The organism is Xanthomonas sp. 10-10 (assembly GCF_040182365.1).
GTDB classification, from domain to species: Bacteria; Pseudomonadota; Gammaproteobacteria; order Xanthomonadales; family Xanthomonadaceae; genus Xanthomonas; species Xanthomonas arboricola_F.
The window spans coordinates 912,461-935,140 of record NZ_CP144460.1 but is presented as its reverse complement, the minus strand read 5'-3'; the positions used below and the strand labels follow the sequence as shown (position 1 = coordinate 935,140).

16 protein-coding genes are annotated in these 22,680 nt (G+C 66.2%); 4 read left to right on the top strand and 12 right to left on the bottom strand.

Annotated elements, in window-relative coordinates; all coding sequences use genetic code 11:
* Positions 1-799: 799 nt before the first annotated feature.
* From VZ068_RS03935 to ubiE, 11 genes are all read right to left on the bottom strand, one after another.
* The gene (locus VZ068_RS03935) at positions 800-3,232 is read right to left on the bottom strand and encodes a TonB-dependent receptor (RefSeq protein WP_349656969.1); all 2,433 of its coding nucleotides are present in this window, start codon (positions 3,230-3,232) and stop codon (positions 800-802) included.
* Between the two features lie 10 nt (positions 3,233-3,242).
* Positions 3,243-4,349 (bottom strand): S-(hydroxymethyl)glutathione dehydrogenase/class III alcohol dehydrogenase, encoded by a 1,107-nt coding sequence (locus VZ068_RS03930; RefSeq protein WP_349656968.1) that lies wholly within the window; start codon positions 4,347-4,349, stop codon positions 3,243-3,245.
* A gap of 35 nt (positions 4,350-4,384) precedes the next feature.
* Positions 4,385-5,449 (bottom strand): beta-propeller fold lactonase family protein, encoded by a 1,065-nt coding sequence (locus tag VZ068_RS03925; RefSeq protein ID WP_259155281.1) that lies wholly within the window; start codon positions 5,447-5,449, stop codon positions 4,385-4,387.
* Complete coding sequence (locus VZ068_RS03920) at positions 5,446-6,102, bottom strand: c-type cytochrome (RefSeq protein WP_349656967.1); 657 nt, start codon at positions 6,100-6,102, stop codon at positions 5,446-5,448. The genes VZ068_RS03925 and VZ068_RS03920 overlap by 4 nt, the downstream gene beginning before the upstream one ends.
* A gap of 25 nt (positions 6,103-6,127) precedes the next feature.
* Positions 6,128-7,903 (bottom strand): quinoprotein dehydrogenase-associated putative ABC transporter substrate-binding protein, encoded by a 1,776-nt coding sequence (locus VZ068_RS03915; RefSeq protein ID WP_349656966.1) that lies wholly within the window; start codon positions 7,901-7,903, stop codon positions 6,128-6,130.
* On the bottom strand, positions 7,900-9,918 hold the full coding sequence (locus tag VZ068_RS03910; protein ID WP_349656965.1) for a methanol/ethanol family PQQ-dependent dehydrogenase: 2,019 nt from the start codon (positions 9,916-9,918) through the stop codon (positions 7,900-7,902). The genes VZ068_RS03915 and VZ068_RS03910 overlap by 4 nt, the downstream gene beginning before the upstream one ends.
* A gap of 742 nt (positions 9,919-10,660) precedes the next feature.
* Positions 10,661-11,290 (bottom strand): HAD family hydrolase, encoded by a 630-nt coding sequence (locus VZ068_RS03905; RefSeq protein WP_349656964.1) that lies wholly within the window; start codon positions 11,288-11,290, stop codon positions 10,661-10,663.
* Positions 11,291-11,293: 3 nt separating this feature from the next.
* Positions 11,294-12,013 (bottom strand): hypothetical protein, encoded by a 720-nt coding sequence (locus VZ068_RS03900; protein WP_349656963.1) that lies wholly within the window; start codon positions 12,011-12,013, stop codon positions 11,294-11,296.
* A 402-nt stretch (positions 12,014-12,415) separates the two neighbouring features.
* Positions 12,416-14,368 (bottom strand): M1 family metallopeptidase, encoded by a 1,953-nt coding sequence (locus VZ068_RS03895; protein ID WP_349657643.1) that lies wholly within the window; start codon positions 14,366-14,368, stop codon positions 12,416-12,418.
* Positions 14,369-14,590: 222 nt separating this feature from the next.
* Positions 14,591-15,481 (bottom strand): GGDEF domain-containing protein, encoded by an 891-nt coding sequence (locus VZ068_RS03890; RefSeq protein WP_259155286.1) that lies wholly within the window; start codon positions 15,479-15,481, stop codon positions 14,591-14,593.
* Positions 15,482-15,675: 194 nt separating this feature from the next.
* Entirely contained in the window at positions 15,676-16,437 is a 762-nt protein-coding gene (gene ubiE, locus VZ068_RS03885) for a bifunctional demethylmenaquinone methyltransferase/2-methoxy-6-polyprenyl-1,4-benzoquinol methylase UbiE (RefSeq protein WP_046965330.1), read from the bottom strand.
* A gap of 87 nt (positions 16,438-16,524) precedes the next feature.
* On the opposite strand from ubiE, the gene VZ068_RS03880 reads away from it, so the two are divergent.
* The 4 genes from VZ068_RS03880 to VZ068_RS03865 all read left to right on the top strand — a co-directional run bounded on the left by VZ068_RS03880 (position 16,525) and on the right by VZ068_RS03865 (position 20,519).
* Positions 16,525-18,174, top strand: a complete 1,650-nt coding sequence (locus tag VZ068_RS03880) for an MFS transporter (protein ID WP_349656962.1) — start codon at positions 16,525-16,527, stop codon at positions 18,172-18,174.
* Positions 18,171-19,259 carry an HlyD family secretion protein gene (locus VZ068_RS03875; RefSeq protein WP_349656961.1) on the top strand — a complete coding sequence of 363 codons (1,089 nt, stop codon included), beginning with the start codon at positions 18,171-18,173 and terminating at the stop codon, positions 19,257-19,259. The genes VZ068_RS03880 and VZ068_RS03875 overlap by 4 nt, the downstream gene beginning before the upstream one ends.
* A 307-nt stretch (positions 19,260-19,566) precedes the next feature.
* Positions 19,567-20,067 (top strand): GNAT family N-acetyltransferase, encoded by a 501-nt coding sequence (locus VZ068_RS03870; RefSeq protein WP_259167556.1) that lies wholly within the window; start codon positions 19,567-19,569, stop codon positions 20,065-20,067.
* Positions 20,064-20,519, top strand: a complete 456-nt coding sequence (locus VZ068_RS03865; protein WP_259155290.1) for a nucleoside deaminase — start codon at positions 20,064-20,066, stop codon at positions 20,517-20,519. Before VZ068_RS03870 ends, VZ068_RS03865 begins: the two co-directional genes overlap by 4 nt.
* Positions 20,520-21,260: 741 nt before the next feature.
* On the opposite strand, the gene hslU is transcribed toward VZ068_RS03865, so the two are convergent.
* A complete protein-coding gene (hslU, locus tag VZ068_RS03860; protein ID WP_259155292.1) occupies positions 21,261-22,628 on the bottom strand; it encodes an ATP-dependent protease ATPase subunit HslU in 1,368 nt (455 codons plus the stop codon).
* Positions 22,629-22,680: the final 52 nt, after the last annotated feature.

The following is a 22,680-nucleotide window of genomic DNA, read 5'->3' as shown; positions in this document are numbered from 1 at the left end:
GTGCGGCAGGCACTACGTACATGCCGCGATTGCGGAGCGGATGATCTGTGGCTTTGCTGCAGGGCCCCTTGCCCGCTCACCATCGCGGGACACGCTGCAAGTACGTCCCTGTAAGCTCTTACGCGGCATCCAACCCGCGTAAGGTTCCGCGACGATAGGCAGGCAAGGACCTGTCGAGATGGTCGGTGTGCAGGATTTTCAGTAAAGCTGCCAGCAATCTGTCTGGTGCGGTGTCCTCGCCGCTTGCGGGACCGTTGGCGACATGGATGCCGCCACACGGTCCCCAGGGACGGGTTTACGGCGTGTCCTACAAGCGGTGAGGGCACCGCGCCCTCGACGCTTCAAGTTTGCTGCAAGGCCCTTGCCCGCCCACCGTCGCGGGACACGCTGCAAGTACGTCCCTGTAAGCTCTTACGCGGCATCCATGCCGCGTAAGGTCCCGCGACGGTGGGCGGGCAAGGACCTGTCGAGATGGTCGGGACGCAGGGTTGCGCGCTGAGCATGAGATGTGTTGTTCGGATAGCATCGCGTCCGATCAGCTTCCCGATTCAACCCGGGTAACAGGCAGCTTTTCATACGACCACCGACTCACTCTCTGGTGTGGTGTCCTCACCGATTGCGGGACCGTGTGGCGGCATGGATGCCGCCACCGAGTCCCCGGAGATGGTTCGCGGCGTGTCCCGGCGAGCGGTGAGGGCATCGCGCCCTCGACCAGCGCGGCTTGGGACCATCCAGATCACGCCAAGCGCGGTTCTTGGCTCACCCGTTGCGACTCACCAATCCCCAATCTCAGCCCAACTCATAACGCCCAACGCAACCCGATCAGATACTGCCGCGGTACGCCCGGCGCGAGAAAACGGGCAGGGCCGGTTTCCACTGGTGCATCTTGCGGGCGCGCCAGTTCGCCATCGGGAAACACGTCTTCGGCCACAGCCGCATAGGTCGCGTAGCGGCGGTTGAAGACATTGTCGACGCGCGCAAACAGCGATAGCCGGTCACTGACTTGCCAACGCGCCTGCAGGTCGACCAACGCATAGCCGGCGGTGCCGATGTCGATGCGCTCGGGTGCCGGCTCGCCGTCCTCGGCATTGTCGACCTGCCCATCCTCGTTGCCGCTGGCCACGCGTCCGGACACCACACGCACGCCGGCGCCCAGGGTCAGCGCATCGCGCTGCCATTCCACGCCGAGCTTGAGGTTATGCCGGGGCAGCGCGGCGATCCGCAAGCCGGGCCGCAACGTGATCACGCGTTCGCCGGACAGCAGTTCGCCGCTGCTGCGGTAGGTCGCGTCCAGATAGCTGTACCCGGCAGACCATTGCCAATCGCCGCTGCGCAGGTGCAGCGCAGCGTCCACGCCCTGATAGCGGGTGCGGCCGACGTTATCGAAATAGCCCAGCTGCGTATCCGGCGCACGCAAGAACAGGATGTCGTCGCGATTGTCGGCGCGGTACACCGACACCGTCGCGTTGCTGTCGGCCCATGGCGACCAGCGCGCGCCCAGCTCGACGGTCCGCGAGACGATCTGCTCCAGGCGCGGGTCGGCCTGCAGGCCGGTCGGCAGCCGGCACGGCTGGGTGGGGTCGGCGCAACCCAGCTCGATGGCGGTCGGCGCGCGTGTGTTCTGCGCCACCGAGCCATACACGGTGAGGCCGGACTCCAGCCGATGGGTGAGCCCCAGCGACGGGTTGGCCTTGGCATAGACGAAGCGCTCGCGTGGGCGGTCGCCGTCCTCGGCGGTGGACAGGATGTTGTCCACCACCACCCGGTTCCAGCGCACCGCGGCGGTGAGGTGGGTGGCGGCGTCCAGTTCCCAGGTGTCTGCGACAAACGCACCCAGCGTCTTGGTGCTGCCGCGCACGCCAGAGAAGAACGCGCGCTCGGCGTCGGCGTCTGCCAGCACCGACCTGTCCGGCTGCACCCAGCCATCGCGGGCGAATTGCCGGTAACGCACATGGCCGCGGTCGAAGGTGACGCCGGCACTGAGCGCATGCGCCGCCCATTGCTTGCTAAGGTTGATCGCAAGCCCCTGCGCTTGCTGACGCATCTGGGTGGTATTGAGGGCGCCGGTATGCAGCGCATCGGCATCGGCGCGCGTCACCTCGCAATCGGCGTCCAGCGCGCTGCCGTCGGTGGCGTAGCCAGAGGCGCATTCTTCGACGAATTCTTCGTAGTCTTCGCCGATGTCGCCGTTGACGGTGTCGCGCCGGCCAGCCCGCGAGTACGCCAGCGCATGCAGCGCGGTGTCCGCATCGAACCGGTGGTCCAGCTGCGCCGTCAGCAGCGTATTGCGATTGCGGGTGAGATCGGGCGAGGTGTACACCGCACGGCGGTCGGCACGGTACAAGCCTGGCTCGGGTCCTTCGTCGGTGTAGCTGGTATCGGGCAGCAGCCCATTGCCGATCAGGCGGCTACGCCCGTGCAGCAGCGACAGGCTCCAGTCGGTGTCATCGCCTTGCCGGCCGAGCTTGCCGAACACCGTGCCCAGGCGTCCTTCGGACGCATCGCGCCAGCCGTTTTCGTCGAAGCCGGTGACTGCGATAAAGCCATGCCAGCCATCGCCACCGGCCACGCCATAACTGGCGTCCAGCCGCTTGCGCGCGCCGCTGCCGATGCTGAGTTCGCCCTGCAATCCGGGCGCAGTGAGTCCGGATGCGGTGGACAGCACCACCGCACCGCCGAGCGTGTTCGGCCCGAACAACGGGTTGGAACCGGGCATCAGGGTGACCGCGGTGATGGCCGATTCGGGCAGCATGTCCCAGCTGACGATATCGGCGAACGGTTCGTTGACGCGTACGCCATCCAGATAGACCGACACGCCTTGCGAGGCGCCCGGCAATGCCGATGCGCGAAAACCATGGAAGGTGAGGTCGTTCTGAAAGGCGCTGCCCTGCACATCGTTGCCATCCACACCGACAAAGCGGCGTTGCAGCAGATCGCCGAGGTTGTTGCTGCGCCCGCGCGACAACTCCGCAGTGGTCGCCGATTGCACCATGTACGGCAGTTGCGCCGCATCGATGGTGGTGCCGGGGATGGGCGTGGCAGTGACTTCGATACGATCCAGCCAGGTGACTTGCGGCGCGTCGTCTGCCCTTGCGGTGCCGATCGTGCCGGCGCACAGCAGCGCTGCACATGCGCAGGCAAGCCGATGCCGTTGCAATGGGTCGCGGCCATGGCCTGCGGCGTGAAACGGCGGTGTGCTGCGATACCTCGGCAGGTGATGTGTCAACCTCATGTCGTCTCCTTCAGTACCTCACGATCGATTTGATGCCGCGCGCCGCGCGCAGATCCGCCAGCGCCTGATTGATGTCGTCCAATGCCAGGGTGCGGGTGATCAGCCGCGCCAGCTGGATGTCGCCCTGCAGATAACGCTCTACGTAACCGGGCAACTCGCTGCGCCCCTTCACGCCGCCGAACGCGCTGCCACGCCACACCCGGCCGGTGACCAGCTGGAATGGGCGGGTGCTGATTTCCTGGGCATCGTCGGCCACGCCGAGAATGACGCTCTCGCCCCAGCCCTTGTGGCAGCACTCCAGCGCCGCGCGCATCGCGCCGACATCGCCAACGCATTCGAAGCTGTGGTCGGCACCACCATCGGTGAGGTCTACGATCACCTGCTGGATCGGCGCGCCGTAGTCGCGCGGATCCAGACAATCGGTGGCGCCCAGCGCGCGTGCCAGGGCGAATTTGCCCGGGTCGATATCCACCGCGATGATGCGCCCGGCCTGCGCCAACACCGCGCCCTGGATGACCGATAAGCCGATCCCGCCCAACCCGAACACCGCCACGCAATCGCCGGGCCGCACATGCGTGCTGTTGAGCACTGCGCCTACACCGGTGGTGACCGTGCAACCGAGCAGGCAGGCCTGGTCGAGTGGCGCGTCCGGATGGATGCGCGCCACCGCTATCTCCGGCAACACGGTGTATTCGGAAAACGTGCTGGTGCCCATGTGGTGCAGGATCGGGCGCCCGTTCAACGAAAACCGGCTGCTGCCATCTGGCATCAGGCCGCGCTCCTGACTGCTGCGAATCGCCTGGCACAGATTGGTGCGGCCGGAGCGACAGAACTTGCAGACGCCGCATTCGGGCATGTACAGCGGGATGACGTGATCGCCGGCACGCACGCTGGTCACGCCAATGCCCACGTCTTCGACAATCCCCGCGCCCTCCTGCCCCAGGATTGCCGGAAAGCTGCTCGCATGCCCGTGCGCCAGCGCATGCGCATCGCCGTGGCAGATGCCGGTGGCAACCAGCCGCACCAGCACTTCGCCGGGGCGCGGCGGCTGCAGGTCCACCTCTTCGATGCTCAGCGGTTGATTCGGCCCCCAGGCCACCGCAGCGCGTGTCTTCATCCCGCCTCCCCGGCGCGTCTGGGCATGGCCGCCGCTCAGCGCGCGATGACCACGCCCCACGGCAGTTCGCCGACAGGGATCTGTTTGAGTTCGCGCAAGCTGCCGGTATCGATCACGCTCACCGTGTTGGAGCGTCCATTGGCCACATACAACTTGTCGCCGGCCGGCGTGAGGGCCGGATTCCAGGGCCGTAATCCGACCGCGATCTCGGCCAGGCTGCGCGCGCTGCCGGTATCGATCACGCTGACCGTGCCGGCACCGCCGTTGGATGCGTACAACCGCGTGCCGTCGGCCGAGAGCGTCACCCCGGCGGTGCGCACGCCGGCCGGCAGACTGGCACGGCGCGTGCGGGTCTGCAGGTCGATCACATCCACCACGTTGGCGGTTTCCTGCGCGATATAGACGCTGCGGCCGTCCGGTGCGAACGCCATGCCGCGGGGATGCCCGCTGGTGGCGACCACACCGCGCGACTGATGCGTGGCCAGCTCGATCATGTCCATGTCGTTGGAGCCTTCGTTGCTGGTGAGCAGCCATTGCCCATCGGGGGTATACGCGCAATGCTCCGGCGCCTGCCCACGCGTGGCGATGACCTGCTGCACGCGGAACTGCGCCGCGTCGATCAGCATCACCTGATTCTGCCCTTCCACGCACACCGCAAACTGCTTGCCATCCGGCGACAGCGCGATGCCTTCGGCGTTTTCGCCGATGTCCACTTGCCGCAATACCGCGTCCTTGGCGGTGTCGAGTTCGATCAAACGGTGGTGCTCGGCATCGATCAGATACAGGTGCCCCTGCGGGCCGGGCAACACCTGTTGCAGGCGCTTGCCGAGCTGGCCTTGTGCGGTGAGGGTGCGCACCACCGTATCGGTGCCGGTGTCGATCACCGACACCGTGCCGCTGCGCTGGTTGGGCACGTAGGCCAACACCGCTGACGGCGCCGGTGCCGCACTGCTGGATGCAGCCGCAGACGCGGACGCTGTGGCTGCCGGGGCAGCAGCATCGCGCTGGCAACCGGCGATCAGCAGCAACGCGCCCGATGCAATCACCGCACAGGCGCGCTGCCAGCGACCGGGTGCCGAGCGCAGTGCGCCTTGCTTCATTGCGCCTTGCCCGCGGTCTTGTTGATCGAATGGATGAAAGCCAGCAGTTTTTCGGTGTCGCCCGGCTTGAGCACCGGCGCGAACGGCGGCATCTGCCCCACGACTTTTTCGTGCCCGATACGGGTCTTGCCGTGCGTGATCATGGCCGCGGTGCCTTCGCTGATCAGCGTGCGCAGGGTGTCGTCATCGCTGCCGTAGACCCAGATGTCGTTGGTCAGCGGCGGGCACATGCCACCGCCCCCGGTGCCGCCGTGGCAGGCGTTGCAGCCGGCAGAGAAATAGATCTTCTTGCCTTCGGCAATCAGTTCAGGCGTAACCTTGACCTCCGGCCCCTTCGCAATCGGCGTCACCGTGGCCGGCGGTGCGGCTGGCGTGGCCGGGTCGGGCGCGGGCCCTGCGGCCGGATTGGGCATTGCCGCGGGTGCAGCTGCGGACGGAGGTGGCGCGGTGGCATCGGCCGCCGCTACGGGCGCGCTGGCGGCCGGTGGTGGCGCCGCGTCGGATGCCGGTGCCGGCGGAGCCTCTTTTCCGCACGCAGCCAGCAGTGTGCTGAGCAACAACGCACAGACCGGCATGCGCATGGAACGATCGATACAACCCACAGTGGACTTGCGCATGAACGAACCTTTCTGATCGGAGGGAACGCCGCGCACCCCGTGCACGCGGCGGATGAAACAGTCAGCGTCTGGAGGGGCGCCTGGCCTCGCTGAGGAGCGCAGCCAACGCGGCATCGCCACGGTCCTGTGCCAATGTCGCAGCAGTCTTGCCATCACGGTCGCGCGCCGCCGGGTCGGCACCGGCCGCCAGCAGACGCTTGGCGACGTCCTCGCGTCCGGCCGCTGCGGCCAGCATCAGGGCGGTGACGCCGGCCTGGTTTGCATGCCCCACATCGGCACCGCGCGCGAGCAGCGCATCGAGGATGGCGGGGTCGTCGCGCGCCACCGCAAACATCACCGGCGTGAATCCCTTGGCATTGGCGCGCCTGACGTTCGCCCCCGCGGCCAGCAAAGCCTGCACCACGCTGGCGTCGGCATACGAGACCGCCAGATCCAGTGCGCTCCAGCCATCGCCGGACACCGTATCGACCAGCGCGCGCTTGCCCACTAGCCGGGTCACGCTATCGGCATCATTGGCCCACGCGGCTTTCATCAGCGCAGTCCAGCCACTGGCATCGCGCGCCTCCAGGCGCGCACCGGCATCCAGCAACAGCCCGACCAGATCCGGTTCCTGATTGCGGATGGCCTGATGCAATGGCGGCTCACCGAGCAGGTTGGGCGTGTTGGCATCGGCGCCATGCCGCAGCAACCACGCCGCACGCACTGCATCGCCGGCATCCAGCGCATGCGCCAGCTCCTGGTTGGGGTCTGCACCATCGGCAATGCGTAACTGCAACTGCGCCAGCTCCTGCGACGAGGCGGCAGGACTCGGCGCGGTCGATGCGGAAGCCGGTGTGACGTAAGGCCCGTGCGATGGCAGGTCGCCAGCCACGATGCAGTCGCTGCAGCGCACCAGCGGCACGTGATAGCTGCGCAGGATCTCGGCGATCTTGGCGGCGTTGTCCTGCAGCGCGGTGTTCAATGCATCGCGCAGTGCGGCGTTCTTGCGCGATACCGCCCATGCCATCGAATATTCCAGCACCGCATCGTCGATGGTGTTCAACGGCACCACGCCCAGGCTGCTGCGTGCGGCGTAGTAACCGGCGACCGGGCCCCAGGATTCGGCCGCATCCAGTTCGTTGGCGGCCACACGCTCCACCAGCTTGCCCGGATGTTCTTCCGGCGCGGTGGCCGAGTCGTAGAACAGGTATTGCACCTCACCACTGATGCCGTGCTCGTAGAGCGCCTGGCGGGCGGGCGAGCTTTGAAACACGCCCAGCCGCAGTTTTTTCAGCGCCGAATCGTCCAGCGATGCGGGCACCAGATTCAAACCCTTGCGCGTGACCAGCACGTAGGTCGAGCGGTACAGCGGGCGCGTGGTCAGGCCTTGCTCGAAATCGCTGTTGAGATCCATCAGCAGATCGCAGCGGCCGGCAGTGATGGTGCTGCGCGCCAGCCCGCGCTGGTAATAGGTGCGCCATTCGTATTCCAGGCGCCGGCCCATGGCATCGGCGACGACTTGCGCAATCTTGTTCTGGAAGCCTTCGCCGGCCTTGTTGGACAACGGCATGTTGCCCGGATCGGCGCAGACGCGCAGCACCGTGGGATCAGGCGCCGCTGGCGGCGTGTTGGCCGGCGTTTGCGCGGAGGCTGGCGCTGTCGTGGATGCAGGCGCCGCTGTGGGCGCCGCCCCGGAATCAGAAGCGCGAGCCGCCGGTGAAGACGGCTCGCGTGTGCAACCTGCGGCGACGAGTCCGAGGCTGCAAACCACCAGCACCTTGCGCAGGTGCCAGGTCATGCCGCGCACGCCGGCAGGGCTCTGCCGACGTGCGCGTCCAACGCCTTGCGTGGATCTCATCGTGCCGTCTTCGCTGCTGCGTTGGCGGTGCCGCCGCCGGCGGCCGCAGTGGCGGTGGCACTGGCGGTCACGGTCTTGCCGGCGCCATCGAGACGGAAGGTATGCACCATGCCGCCGAGCGGGATCTTGTCGAAGCCGGCGCCGAACGCCAGCCCGGCAGCCCCCAGCGCGCCGTACGGATCAGACGGATCCAGACCTGCGGCGACCGGCAGGCCGATCCAGCCGCCGATACCCGAGAACACCGCCACGTACTGGTGGCCGTTGGCCTTGTAGGCGATCGGGTTGCCGATGATGCCGGACGGCAGCTTCATCTCCCACAGCTTCTTGCCGGTGTCCTTGTCCACCGCACGGAACCAGCCATCGAGCGTGCCGTAGAACACCAGCCCGCCGTCGGTGACCAGGGTGCCGCTCCACACCGGGAACTTCTCCTTGATCTCCCACTTGGACTTGCCTTCCACCACATCGAAGGCCTTGACGATGCCCAGCGCACCGGGCTCGTTGGGCTTCATCATCACGTTGGCGAACACGTAGGGCAGGCCCATCATGGTGTTGCCGCGTTCCTGCGGTTCCAGCTCCATGTGCCAGTTGTTGGTGCCGCAGAAGAACACTGCGGAGTTGGCCGGATCCACCGAGCACGGCTGCTGGTCCTTGCCACCCATCGCCGAGGGGAACGCCTGTACCTTCTTGCCGCGCTCCAGCGGCGAATGCGCGGCCACCTTCACCGGCCGGCCGGTCTTCATGTCGATGCGTTCGGCCCAGTTGGCCGGCACGAACTTGTGCGCGCGCAGCAAGGTGCCATCGCGGCGATCGAGCACGTAGGCAAAGCCGTTGCGGTCGAACTGCACCACCGACGGAACCTGCTTGCCGTCGATGGTCAGGTCGACCAGGATCGGCTCGTTGATGCCGTCGTAATCCCACTGGTCGAACGGGGTTTTTTGATAGCCCCAAACCGCTTCGCCGGTATCGATCTTGCGCGCGAACAGCGTCATCGACCACTTGTTGTCGTGCTCGCCGTTGTTGCATTCCTCATGCGAGGTCTTGCCGCAGCGATACGACGGGCTCCACAGGCCGGGATTGCCGGTGCCGTAATAGACCAGCTTCAACTTCGGGTCGTAGCTGTACCAGCCCCAGGCCGCGCCGCCACCTCGCTTCCATTCGTCATTGGGGAAGGTCTTGACGCCCAGGTCGCCGAGCTGGCCATGCTGCGGATTGGCCTTGTTGAAGTCCGGGCCCAGGCAGATCGCCTTGTCGGTACCGGCCGCATCGCAGGACCACGCCTGCTTGCCATCGGACAGGTTGTAGGCGGCCACGCGCCCGAGCACGCCGAACTCGTTGCCGCTGATGCCGGCCACCACTTTACCGTCGGCGATGATCGGCGCCATGGTGATGGTTTCGCCCTTGTCCGGATGCGCGAGTTTCTGCTTCCACACTTCCTTGCCGGTCTTGGCATCGAGCGCGATCACATCGCCGCTCAAGCTGCCGAACACCAGCTTGCCATCGGCATACGACGCACCGCGGTTGACGGTATCGCAGCAGGCCACCGCCACCGAGCGTTCGTCCTGTTGCGGGGTGTATTTCCACAACACCTTGCCGCCGTCGTCCTGCGCTGCCAGATCGATCGCGAACACGTTGTTCGGATACGCACTGACCATGTACATGATGCTGCCGATCACCAGCGGCTGGCCTTCGTGGCCGCGCGTGGCATCGGTTTTCATCTCCCACGACATCTTCAGGTTCTTGACGTTGTCGCGGTTGATTTCGGCCAGCGGGCTATGGCGAGTGAGCGCGAAGTCGCGACCGACGCCACCCCAGTTGTCCGCGTTGCTGGCGTTGGCGGTGAATTCGCTATCGGTATCGACCACGGCGGCGGCGGGCGGCGCGGCGGCGGGTGTGGCTGCAGGTGCGGGCGCTGCGGTTTCGGCCGGCGTGTCTTTCTTGCAGCCGGCCAGTACGGCGCTCAGCGCAAGCATCAGCAACGCGCCGCTGCGGATGCTGCGACAGGAAGATTGGTGCATATGCGTCTACCCCTCTCGGTGAACAATCCAATCGAACGAACAGCCACTGCGTTTGATGCGCGCGACGACGGCGCAAACGGGTGGGTACCGCGAGAGGACAGAGCACAGCGCGTGCCAGCGCGCTGTTGCGTCGCAGCACCTTGCGGTGTCAGGGCTTTGTATGGACGCAGTGAATGCCGCGCGAGCGGTGTAACGGATTTGGCACACTTTGCGCCGGGCGTGCTGTAGCAGCAATGGAACAGGTTGGGCGCAAACGCTTCAGTAGAGGAGGCGGAAACGCTGGTCGGCCGGACGAGGGAGATGTTCCCGGGCCTGTGGCTTGGTGGAAGGCCGCAAGGAGAGGGACGCGACGCTGTCGCGCTGGTCTGCCGTTGGAGGAATGCGCCGGGGCGGACCGAAGGGTGCTCCAACGCCGACGCGTTCACGTTCGTGCGCTGTTGCAGCCCGATACCGGGGATCTGATGGACTGCGCTTGATCCGTACCCTCGCCCATCTCCTGCGGGAAGCGGGGCTGTAGCGCGACGCCACGCGCCTGTTCCTTCACCTTTTGGGCGAAGTTGCCCCGAAGGGGTGGATGCGGGGAGGGGCGCAGCCACCGTGCAGTTGAAGCGGCACCGGGGATCCGTTCGGTCCCCTCACCCCACCCCCTCTCCCGCGGGGAAAGGGGCAGTTGATGCGCCGACGCGTGCGAGCCGGCGGCGCGTCATCGCTCTACCGGCGGCGAGACGCCACTGATGCAAGGTCAGCCGTCTGCGCGGGACTGCCATCGCTGCAACAGTTCGCTGCAATCGCGCAGGCGCCAATCGGCCAGGCCGGGCCAGGGATCGCCGGGAGTATTGACCAGCACGGTCGCCGCGCCGGCCGCGCGGCCGCAGGCCAGGTCGTTGTGGTGGTCGCCGATCATGAGCACTGCAGCGGCACTCACCGCCCAACGCTGCTGGAAATACTGCAGTCCGTCGGGCGCAGGCTTGGGCGCGGCCTCGTCGCGGCCGACGATGTCGTCCCAGGCGAAGGCATCGTCCAGGCCGATCGCCTCCAGCGTCACCTTCGCCAGGCTGCGTGCGTTGCGGGTCAGCAAACCGAGGCGGCAGCCGTCCGCGTGCAGCGCGCGCACCGCGTCTTGCGCGCCCGGCGCAGGCCGCGCCGCTTCAGCCAGTGCGCGCTCGTGCTCCAGCAACCAGGCGTGCTTGCCCTGCGCTTGATCGGGGGGCAATGCAGCCAGGTGATGCAGGATGTCATCTTCGGGCGGGATCTCCAGCTCGCGCCGGATCAACGCGAAATCGTGCACCGGCAGCGTGAGCGTGCCATCCATGTCGAACACCCAATGCCGGTAGGCAGACAGCGGCAGCCGGGCAGCGCTTGCACCATCCATGGATTATTTCCAGCCCGGCATCTGGGTGGTATCCAGGCCGCCCACGTCGAACTCTGCGGTGCGCGTGCCGCCGGCCTTGACCGGGAAGGCGATGCTGATGCGCTTTGCGTTGCGCACCAGCTTCCACAGCGCCTTGTCGTCGTCGATGAACATCGCGATCGCTTCATCGGTATCGGGGCGGTGCGCGGCCATCGCGCGTGGTGCGCCACCATCGGCCGAGACCTGCACCTTGCAGCCGCCATAGCAGTTGAAATCGCCGGCCTTGAGCACGAGATAGCTGTGGCGCTTCCACTGCGGGTGATCGCGAAATACCAGGCTCACCGGCTTGGGTCCGCTGCCGTCGACATCCACGGGCTGCTTGGCGTCGATCATCGCCGAGCGCTGCGTGCCGCCCTTTGCCGGCACCTGCGAGTACTGCCAGAGCGCCTGCATGCGACGCAGCTCGCGCGCCTGTTCGCCCTTGGCCTTGATGTCGGCATACCCGGGTTCGATGCGCGTGGCGGCGGCGGTGCCGGCGTAGCCTTCCAGCAGTGCGGCACCATGCGCGCGCGCCATGTCCCAGTTCTGCGCTTTCACCGCCTCGTCGTATTGCTTGGCGAGTGCATTGGCCTGGCCTTCCTTGACCTGTGCCTGTGCGGCTTCCTGCGCCTGACGTTGCGCCTCGCGATCGGTACAGCCGCTCACTACAGCGACGCACAAGGCCGCGCTCAGCAGATACTTCATCGTCGACTCCAGGGCAAATTCAGCGGCAACGATACCAGCACGCCCCATGGCACGATCAGCTAGCCGCGCATCGTAGGAGCGCACCCGAGCGCGACGGGCTGCACTGGGAATGCCCCATCGCGCCCGGGTGCGCTCCTACGGCGGTAGTTGCAGGGCACGGTGCGGCGATGGAAGCGGCGGGCGGGGATGCACCACGGCGCGACTGCACCGTCGGTTCCGGAAGACATGGACGGCAGCGGCAACGATACCGGCCTACCGCACCACCCGCGATCAGCTACCCCGCGTCGCAGGAGCGCACCTGGGCGCGATCGGGCCTCACCGGGAAAGCCCCGTCGCGCCCGGGTGCGCTCCTACGGCGGCGTGTTGCCGCGACGGGAGGGCGGCGCAACGCCCTCCCTGCCATTACGGCTGCGTCGGCTGCGGTGCCGCCTTGGCCTTGGCGATCATCTCGGCCACCGAGGCGGTGGTGATCGGGTGATAGCTGGGCTTGGCTTTTTCGAAGGCCTGTTCGGCGAATGCAATGCCGTCCGGGGTTTTCAACAGTTCGGCGTAGATCGGCAATACCAGCTTGCGACGGCCCACGCGTTCGATGAACTCGCCGGCGGCAGGACGTGCCTCCATATAGCCGCTGCGGATCGCCAACGGATACCAGCGCATGGCGATCTCGCCGTTCGGGGTGCCGGTGAAGTGATAGGCCTCATCCAGCTGCTTGAGCTGCTCGGGCTTCAAGGTGGCGCCCATGCCGCTGAGGAAATGCACCCACTCCTGCGTGCTCCACTCGCTGGTGACCTGCTTGCTCGGCAGGGTGCCGCTACCGCTCCAGGCGATGCGTGCCGTGTCCACGATCGAGAAGCTGCGCGAGCGCGCCTTGGCAGCGAAGGCCGGGATGCCCGGCTGCTTCAACCAGGCATCCACTTCGGCCGCGCTCACGGTGTTGGGATGCTTGGCCAGCAGGTTCTTCTGCAGATAGTCGACGAACTGGTCGGTGGTGGCGCTCTGGAACGCATGATCGTCGAACCAGCCGCGCAGGAACGGGTCGAACACATCACGGCCGAAGCGCTGCTCCAAGAACTGCAGGAACCACGCGCCCTTGACGTAGGCCACCTGGCTCAAGGCTTCGTCCGGGTCGCGCTGCGCCAGCGGCGGCAGCGCCAGCGCCTGGTCGGCCGGCGCCATGTCCTTTACTTCGGCCAGCAGATCGCCCTGGTCGATCTCGCGCTCCATCTCGGCCATTTCCACGCCGTACAAGGCTTCGGTGATGCGGCCCTGCACGTAGGTGGTGAAGCCTTCGTTGAGCCAGATGTCCTTCCAGCTGGCGTTGGTCACCAGGTTGCCGGACCAGCTATGCGCCAGTTCGTGGGCGACCAACGACACCAGCGACTTGTCGCCGACGATCACGGTGGGCGTGGCGAAGGTCAGGCGCGGGTTTTCCATGCCGCCGAACGGGAACGACGGCGGCAGCATCAGCATGTCGTAACGGCCCCAGCGATACGGGCCATACAGTTTTTCGGCCGCACCGATCATCTTTTCGGTGTCTTCGAATTCCTTGGCGGCCTTGTCGGCCATCGCCGGCTCGGCCCACACGCCCGAGCGCGCGGAAATCGGCTTGAACACCACATCGCCGGCGGCGATCGCCAGCAGATAGGAGGGAATCGGCTCGGGCATCTTGAAGCTGTAATCGCCGTCGCGCGCGGCCTTGGGGTCGTTGTCGGCGCTCATCAGCACCATCACGTCCGGGCGCGAGGTCACATGCGCGCTGTAAGTGAAGCGCACGCTCGGGGTGTCCTGCAACGGCACCCAGCTGCGTGCGTGGATCGCCTGCGACTGGCTGAACATGAAAGGCAGCTGCTTGCCTTCGGTCATCGACGGCTCCAGCCACTGCAGGCCGGAGGCGGTCGGTGCGGTGTGATAGGTGATCACGACCTTGGACGGCTGGTTCGGCGTCTCGATGGTGAGCTTGCTGCCGAAGGTCTTGTCGGCCGGCGCCAGCGCGAACTGCAGTGGCGCCAGGCCGCCCTTGCCGTCGTCGGCCTGCACCTGGGCGATGCTGAGCTCGCGCGTATCCAGCACCAGTTGCTTGGCCGCCTTGTCCTTCCACTCCAGCGTATAGGTGGCGGTACCGCCGATCTGCTTGCTGTCGAAGTCCAGCTTCAGGTCCAGCGCCAGATCCTTGATCACCACCAGCTGCGGCTGGGCGTAGGAGCTTTCGTCGTGGTTGCGGGCGTCTGCTTTCACGGGAGCCTTGGCGGTGGCGGCCGGCGCAGCGGTAGTGGCAGCCGGCGATGGGGATTCGTTGGAACAGCCGGCCAGCGCAATGGACACGGCCAGGGACAGCGACAGGTACGGGAAGCGCATCGATGGCACCGCAGCGAGGGAATTGGGCATTTTAACGCCCCGGGCCGTCGCCTGCCCGTACGGCGCCAGGCGAGCGCCTGGCGGCCGGTCAGACCATGCCCATGTCGCTGCGTGCATCGGAGCGAACCGTCTGCAGCAGCCGCAGCCTGGAGTGATGCATGCCGCCCGCGCGCCGCGCGCACCGGCCTGTGGCCCGGCCGCCAGGTGATCTCCGGATCGCGCCTAGACCACCGGATGACTGCGCGGCGTGTCGTGCCCGTCGCGCACCAGGCGCCGGCCGCCGGAGAACTTGGCGCGATACATCGCAGCATCCGCACGGCGATACAGCTCGGTGGCATCCAGGCCACGCTCGCACACCGCGCTGCCGGCGCTCACATGCAACGGCGCCTCCTCGCCATCTTCGCGTTCGAGCATCGACAGCCATTGATTGAGCTTGAGCGTGGCGTCGTCTTCGCTGGCATGTACGCCGATCAGGAATTCATCGCCGCCCCAGCGCCCGATCCAGTCCTGCGCGCCCAGCCAGCCGTAGGCCGACTCCACCAGCCGCACCAGCACGCGGTCGCCCGCCAGGTGGCCGAAGCGGTCGTTGATCGGCTTGAGGTTGTCCATGTCCAACACGAACAACACGAACGGCCAGCCTTCGCGTTGAGAGGCGGCGACCGAATCGCGCATCGCCTGTTCGCAGCCGCGCCGGTTCAGCGCTTCGGTCAACGGATCGAACAAGGCGTGCTTCTTGAGATCGCGCATGCCGGCATCGATCCCGCGCAGGCTGCGGTTGATGCCGCGCAACAGGCGCCCCAATTCGTCGTCGCCATGCTCGGGCAGGCTGGGCAGGCGTTGGTCGGCGTAATACGTGTCCAGCGCGTCGGCGGCGATACGCAACGGCGCCAGCAGGCGATACAGCGCCGAGAGCGTCAATGCCGTCCCCGCCAGCGTGGCCAGCAGGGCGACGATGATCACCGACCACAACATGCGCCCTTCCAGCTCGCTCTGCGATGCCAGCCACGCGATCAACAACAGCAGCGGCAGGTGGATCCCGACGAAGGTCACCGCCAGCAACTTGGCGCTGAAGGAACGGGGAAACACGCGCGAGAGCCCGGCGTATAAGCGCATCCAACTCTCCGGCAAAAGAGCGCCTAGTGTCGCCGACCAATGGTGGAGCCAACGCGACGAAAGTCTCAGAAATTCGTTGGCGCATCGGACCGCGCGCGACGCAAGGCCGCCTCAAGCGAACACAAGCGGCGACCGCACTACCAGGCGCGGCGCGTGATGCGCGCGCCGCGTCGGCACTCAACCGTGCGGCGGATTCAGATCTTGTAGCCGGAGTGGATTGCCACGATGCCGCCGGTCAGATTCTTGTAGTGGCAGCGCGCAAATCCGGCCTCGCCCATCATGCCCTTGAGCGAATCCTGCGGCGGATGCTTGCGGATGCTTTCGGCCAGGTACTGGTAGCTGTCGGCATCGCGCGCGAACAACTGGCCCAGCTTGGGCAGGATCTTGAACGAGTGGAAGTCGTAGATCGGCTTGAACCACTCGGCGGTGACTTCGGAGAACTCCAGCACGCGCGCCTGGCCGCCCACCTTCAACACGCGATACATCTCGCGCAGTGCGGCGTCCTTGTCGGTGACATTGCGCAGGCCGAAGGAGATGGTCACCAGATCGAAGCTCTGATCCGGAAACGGCAGCGCCTCGGCATTGCATTGCACGTAGTCGAAGCCGGCCACCAGGCCGCGATTGGTCAGCCGGTCGCGACCCACCGACAACATGCCTGCGTTGATGTCGCCCAGCACCACGGCACCCTCGTCGCCCACGCGCTCCTTGAGCAGCACGGCGATGTCGCCGGTGCCGCCGGCCAGATCCAGCACGCGGTCGCCCGGCTTCACCTGCGCGGTCGCCACGAAGTAGCGTTTCCATGCGCGATGGACGCCCAGGCTCATCAGATCGTTCATCAGGTCGTAGTTGCGCGCGACCGAGGTGAACACTTCGCCGACCAGCTTCTGCTTGTCCTTGGCAGCGACATCGCGAAAGCCGAAATGGGTGGTACCGGAGGTATAGGGGGATTCGCTCATGCCCGGATTATCGCACTGCTGACGCCACCATGACCGCAACCGGACCACAATCGCGAACTCTTCCGCAACCGGCCCTGCGAGCCTTGCGTGCCCGACAAGTACGCCCCACGCGACTGGCAGCCCCACGAAAAGCCCACCCTGCCGGGGTCGGCATCCACGCCGCTGCACCCGACCCGGCGCCGCATTCAGTACGGCCTGGTGGGCCTGGTGGTGGCGCTGACCGGCGGGCTGAGCAACGCATTGGTCACCGCCAACCTGCCGTATCTGCAAGGCAGCCTGGGCGCCTACGCCACCGAAATGGCCTGGCTGCCGGCGGCCTACGTGATGACCAATATGTCGGCCAACCTGTTGCTGGTGAAGTTTCGCCAGCAGTTCGGGCTGCGCCGCTTCACCGAGATCTTCCTGGCCTTGTATGCGGCCATCGCGCTGGCGCACCTGTTCGTGCATAGCCTGAGTTCGGCGATCACCGTGCGCGCGGCGCACGGGTTGGTCGGCGCGGCGCTCAGCTCGCTGGGGCTGTACTACGTGATCCAGGCATTTCCCGGCAAGTACCGGCTCAAGGCGGTGGTGCTGGGCCTGGGTGTGACCCAGTTGGCGTTGCCGCTGGCGCGGGTGTTCTCCACCGACCTGCTGGAATTCGGGCAGTGGCAGGGCCTGTACCTGTTCGAGTTCGGGCTGGCGATCTTCGCGCTGGCCTGCGTACTGGCACTCAAGCTGCCACCCAGCGACCGCTACCGGGTGTTCGAGCCGCTGGATTTCGTCACGTTCCCCCTGTTTGCGGCCGGCGCGGCCGGGTTGGCCGCGGTGCTGTCGCTGGGGCGACTGCTGTGGTGGACCAGCACGCCGTGGCTGGGCGTGGTGCTGGCGACCTCCATCGTGCTGCTGTGCATGGCCGCCTGGATCGAACACAACCGCCGCAATCCGATGATCAATACCCGCTGGCTGGCCAGCGGCGACATGCTGCGGCTGGGCCTGGCGATCCTGCTGATCCGGCTGGTGCTGTCCGAGCAGAGCACTGGCGCGATCGGCTTCTTCCAGACCCTGGGCCTGGCCAACGATCAGCTGCAGACCCTGTTCGCGCTGATGCTGCTGGGCGCGGTGGTCGGGGTTGCCGCAAGCGCATGGCTGATCAACCCTGCGCGCGTGGCCGAGCACCTGATCATTGCGGTGGCGGCGATCTGTGTCGGCTGTTTCATGGATGCCGATGCCACCAGCCTCACCCGCCCCGAGCAGATGTACGTCAGCCAGTTCCTGCTGGCCTTCGGCAGCACCTTCTTCATCGGCCCGGCGATGGTGGCCGGGCTGGGCCGGGTGATCGCCCAGCCCGGCAATCTGATCAGCTTCATCGTGTTGTTCGGCATGGCGCAGAACATGGGCGGGCTGCTCGGCAGCGCCCTGCTCGGTAGCGTGCAGATCCTCCGCGAGAAATACCATTCCAGCCAGTTGGTCGAGCATCTGGTGTTGACCGACCCGCAGGTGGCCGCGCGCGTGCAGGCGTATGCGAGCCTGTATGGCCGCACCATCGGCGACCCGACGCTGCGCCAGGCGCAGGGGGTGCGTGCGCTCGGCAACGTGGCAACGCGCGAGGCCAATGTGCTGGCCTATAACGATGTGTTTCTGCTGATCGGCTGTATCGCCATTGCCACGGGGGTGTGGATCCTGTCCGTGCTGGTGTGGCGACGCTATCTGCGGCCTCCCGTGTCACCCTCCCCTTCCGCTTCCACTGCGCGCCCATGAATACAACTGCCGACCCCACTGCCGACTCCGATCGCGCCCGTCGCCGCCGTCGCCGCATCGCCGGCGCGATTGGGTTTGGCGGGCTTGCCCTGATCGGGGTGGCGCTGGTGCTGTACGCATGGCGGCTGCCACCGTTCGTCAGCGCGATCGAGCGCACCGAAAATGCCATGGTGCATGGCCAGATCACCGTCATTGCGCCGCAGGTCAGCGGCTATGTCACGCAGGTCACCGTGCAGGATTTTGCGCATGTCAAACGTGGCCAGCTGCTGGCCACCATCGACAACCGCATTTACGCCCAGCAGCTCGAACAGGCCAAGGCGCAAGTGCAGACGGCGCAAGCCAATCTCGCCAACTGGGAGCAGCAACGCCATAGCGCGGAAGCGACCATCGCCGAGCAACGCGCAGCGCTGAGCAGCAATCGGGCGCTGAGCGATCGCACGCGCTCGGCCTATGCGCGTGCGCAACAGCTGGCCGACCAGAAACTGGTGTCCGAACAGGACCGCGACACCGCCTTTGCCGCGCGCGCCCAGGCCACCGCCGGCGTAGCGCAGGCGCGTGCGGCAGTGCAGGCCGCGGAAGAAAACGCACGTAGCGTCACCGTCAATCGCGCAGCGCTCGAAGCGGCAGTGGCCAATGCGCAAGCGGCCGTGCAACTGGCGCAGATCAACCTGGACAACACGCGCATCCTGGCCCCGCGCGATGGCCAGCTCGGCCAGCTCGGCGTACGTCAGGGCGCCTACGTCACCAACGGCACGCAGTTGATGTCGCTGGTGCCGGACACGCTGTGGATCGTGGCCAATTTCAAGGAGACCCAGATGGCGAAGATCCGTATCGGCCAACGCGCCAGCTTTACCGTCGATGCCCTGGACAACGCACGCCTGCAAGGCCACGTGCAGGAAATCTCTCCGGCCGCCGGCTCCGAATTCAGCGTGCTGCCGGCCGACAACGCCACCGGCAACTTCGTCAAGATCGCCCAGCGTATTCCGCTGCGCATCAGCGTCGACCCCGACCAGCCGCTGGCGCCGCGCCTGCGCCCGGGCATGTCGGTGGTGGTGGCGGTCGATACAGACAGCAAGGCCGATTGAACGCTGCCGACGCCATGCACGCAGGGGCGGCCAGCGAAACGCATCGGCAACCTCACAGCGGGCGCGGCCTGTGCTCGGGTGGCGTGGGCCACTCATTCGCTGCGGTGACGAGTGCGTCGCCCCCATCTAGCGGACCACTGCAGGCTACGTTTTAGGCGCTCCCGGCGCCCCGTCCGGCGCACGTGGACACCATCGGCAATGGCACTGTCCGCCTCAGCACCGACGGTCTCATCGTCCTGCGCGCTCGTGCCGCTCGTGGCGCGCCTGCCGGCCTGCCGCCCGCAAGCGATGCCGTTATCATGCGCCGATGCCTTCCACATCCACGCCTCCCCTGCACTGGCAGCAGCTGCGCTTTACCCAGCTGAGCACACTGCAGTTGTACGCGCTACTGCGCCTGCGCACGGACGTGTTCGTGGTGGAGCAGCAATGCGCCTACCCGGAACTGGATGGCAAGGATACCGATCCCGGCGTGCTGCATGTGCTGGGTACCACCCACACAAGCGCGCTGGCGGCCTACCTGCGCGTGCTGCCGCCGGGACTGAGTTACGCCGAACCCAGCATCGGCCGCGTGGTCGTTGCGGCCGCGTCTCGCGGCACCGGCTTGGCGCACGCCTTGTTGCGCGAGGGCATCGGCCTGGTGCATACGCACTGGCCGGGCAGCGCGATCCAGCTGGGTGCACAGGCGCATCTGCAATCGTTCTACGCGGCGCATGGATTTGCGCCGTCGTCCGCGCCGTATCTGGAAGACGGCATCCCACATCTCGACATGCTGCGCCCTGCCGGCGCGGCCACGATGGAGTCCACATGATCACCACCCCCGACTACCGCGCATTGCTCGACACCGCCATTGCCGAAGCCCGCCAGGGCCTGGCCGAAGGCGGCATCCCGATCGGTGCTGCGCTGTATCACAACGACGGGCGCCTGCTCGGCTGCGGCCACAACCGCCGCGTGCAGGAGAACGACCCGTCCGTGCATGGCGAAACCGATGCCTTCCGCAAGGCTGGCCGTCAGCGCCGTTACAAGGACACCATCATGGTCACCACGCTGGCGCCGTGCTGGTACTGCAGCGGACTGGTGCGCCAGTTCAACATCGGCACCGTGGTGGTGGGCGAGTCGGTCACTTTCCAGGGCGGCATCGCCTGGCTGCGCGAACACGGCGTCAACGTCATCGACCTGCAAAGCCAGGACTGCATCGACCTGCTGGGCGGCTATATCGCGGCCAATCCGGACGTGTGGAACGAGGATATCGGCGAGGACTGAGCGGTTTGCTGGGTGCAACGGGTTTGATGTGCGGTGCAGATGACGGCTGACGTACTGCCTCCATCCACTCTTCGGGCGCCTTCCTCGGCACGTGAGGAAAGAAAGACTGCAACGAGAAGGCCGGCCGTGTGGCGTGATGCTGTTCGCTGGGAGCTGCTGACAGACGACTTCAGGCAGATGTATGCAGAGCCGATGAGTTGGACCTTCGTTGCGGGGACTGATCTGCCGCCTGGCTGCAGCGGTTTGGCTGCAGGGCGGCTGATCTGCAGCTTGGCTGCAGGGCCCTTGCCCGCCCACCATCGCAGGACACGCCGTAAATCCGTCCATGGAGGCTCTTACGCGGCATCCATGCCGCGTAAGGTCCCGCGACGGTGCGCGGGCCAGGACTAGCGGAGATGGTCGGCGTGCATGTGCAAGCAACGCATTACGCAAGTCGGGCAACAAGCAGCTTTTATGCGAGCGCCGACCAACGTTAGGTGCGGTGTCCTCGCCGCTTGCGGGACCGTGTGGCGGCATGGATGCCGCCACCGAGCCTCCAGGGACGGATTCACGGCGTGTCCCGCAAGCGGTGAGGGCGCCGCGCCCTCGACCGACTCGGCTTTTGACTACATCTGACAGGATGCGGCTAACAAAGCCACCTCTTGCATCGTTCTGTTAGGCGTTCCTGCCGTGCTTGCAACGCATTTGATGCCGATGCCATCCATGCATTGCATCCGGCAGGTGCGCGCAGGTGCGCTGCGCTCAGAGGATGTAGCGGCTCAGGTCCGGATCCTGCACCAGCTCGCCGAGCTGCGCATCGACATAGGCCGCATCGACGGTGACGCTCTGACCGTCGCGATCCGGCGCCTCGTAGCTCAGCACATCGAGCAGACGCTCCAACACCGTGTGCAGACGCCGCGCACCGATGTTTTCCTGCCGCTCGTTGACCTGCGCGGCGATCTCGGCCAGGCGGTCGACAGCGTCCGCGCCGAAGGTCAGCGTGACACCTTCGGTCTGCAGCAAGGCTTCGTACTGCTTGATCAACGCGGCCTTGGGCTCGGTGAGGATGCGCACGAAATCGGCCTTGGTCAGCGCGGTCAGTTCCACCCGGATCGGAAAGCGCCCCTGCAACTCCGGAATCAGATCGCTGGGCTTTGCCAGATGGAAGGCGCCGGAGGCAATGAACAGGATATGGTCGGTCTTGACCGTGCCGTACTTGGTCGACACGTTGGAGCCTTCCACCAGCGGCAGCAGATCGCGCTGCACACCTTCGCGACTCACATCGCCGCCGTTGGAACCGGCTTCGCCGCGCTTGGCGACCTTGTCGATTTCATCGATGAACACGATGCCGTGCTGCTCGCAGGCTTCGATCGCCGCTGCACGCACGTCGTCTTCGTTGACCAGCTTGCCGGCTTCTTCTTCGATCAACAGCGGGCGCGCTGCCTTGATGGTGAGCTTGCGCTTCTGCGACTTGCCGCTGCCCAGGTTGGAAAACATCTGGCGCAGCTGCTGGCCCATTTCTTCCATGCCCGGCGGGGTCATGATGTCCATGCTGGCGTTGATCGCGACGTCCAGTTCGATTTCGCGCTCGTCCAGCTCGCCATTGCGCAGCATGCGGCGGAACTTGATGCGGGTATCGTTGTCCTGCGACGACGGCTCGTTGCGCGCGGCTTCCGGATCGAAGCCAATACCGGCTGCGCGGCGTGGCAGCAGCGCATCCAGGATGCGATCTTCGGCACGTTCTTCGGCCTGGTTGCGCACACGCACCTTGGCCTGCTCGCGGTACAACTTGACCGAGGTATCGGCCAGATCGCGGATGATCTGCTCCACGTCCTTGCCGACGTAACCCACTTCGGTAAAGCGCGTGGCTTCCACCTTGACGAACGGCGCATTGGCCAAGGTTGCCAGACGTCGCGCGATCTCGGTCTTGCCGACGCCGGTCGGGCCGATCATCAGGATGTTCTTGGGCATCACCTCGTTGCGCAGCTCTTCGGGCAGCTGCATGCGCCGCCAACGATTACGCAGCGCGATGGCCACCGCGCGCTTGGCGTCGTGCTGGCCAACGATATGACGGTCGAGCTCCTGCACGATTTCGCGCGGAGTCATGGTTGAAGTATCGGAATTTGGCATTGGGGAATCGAGAATGGGGAAAGGGGAATCGCAAGCGCGAAATCAATAGCCT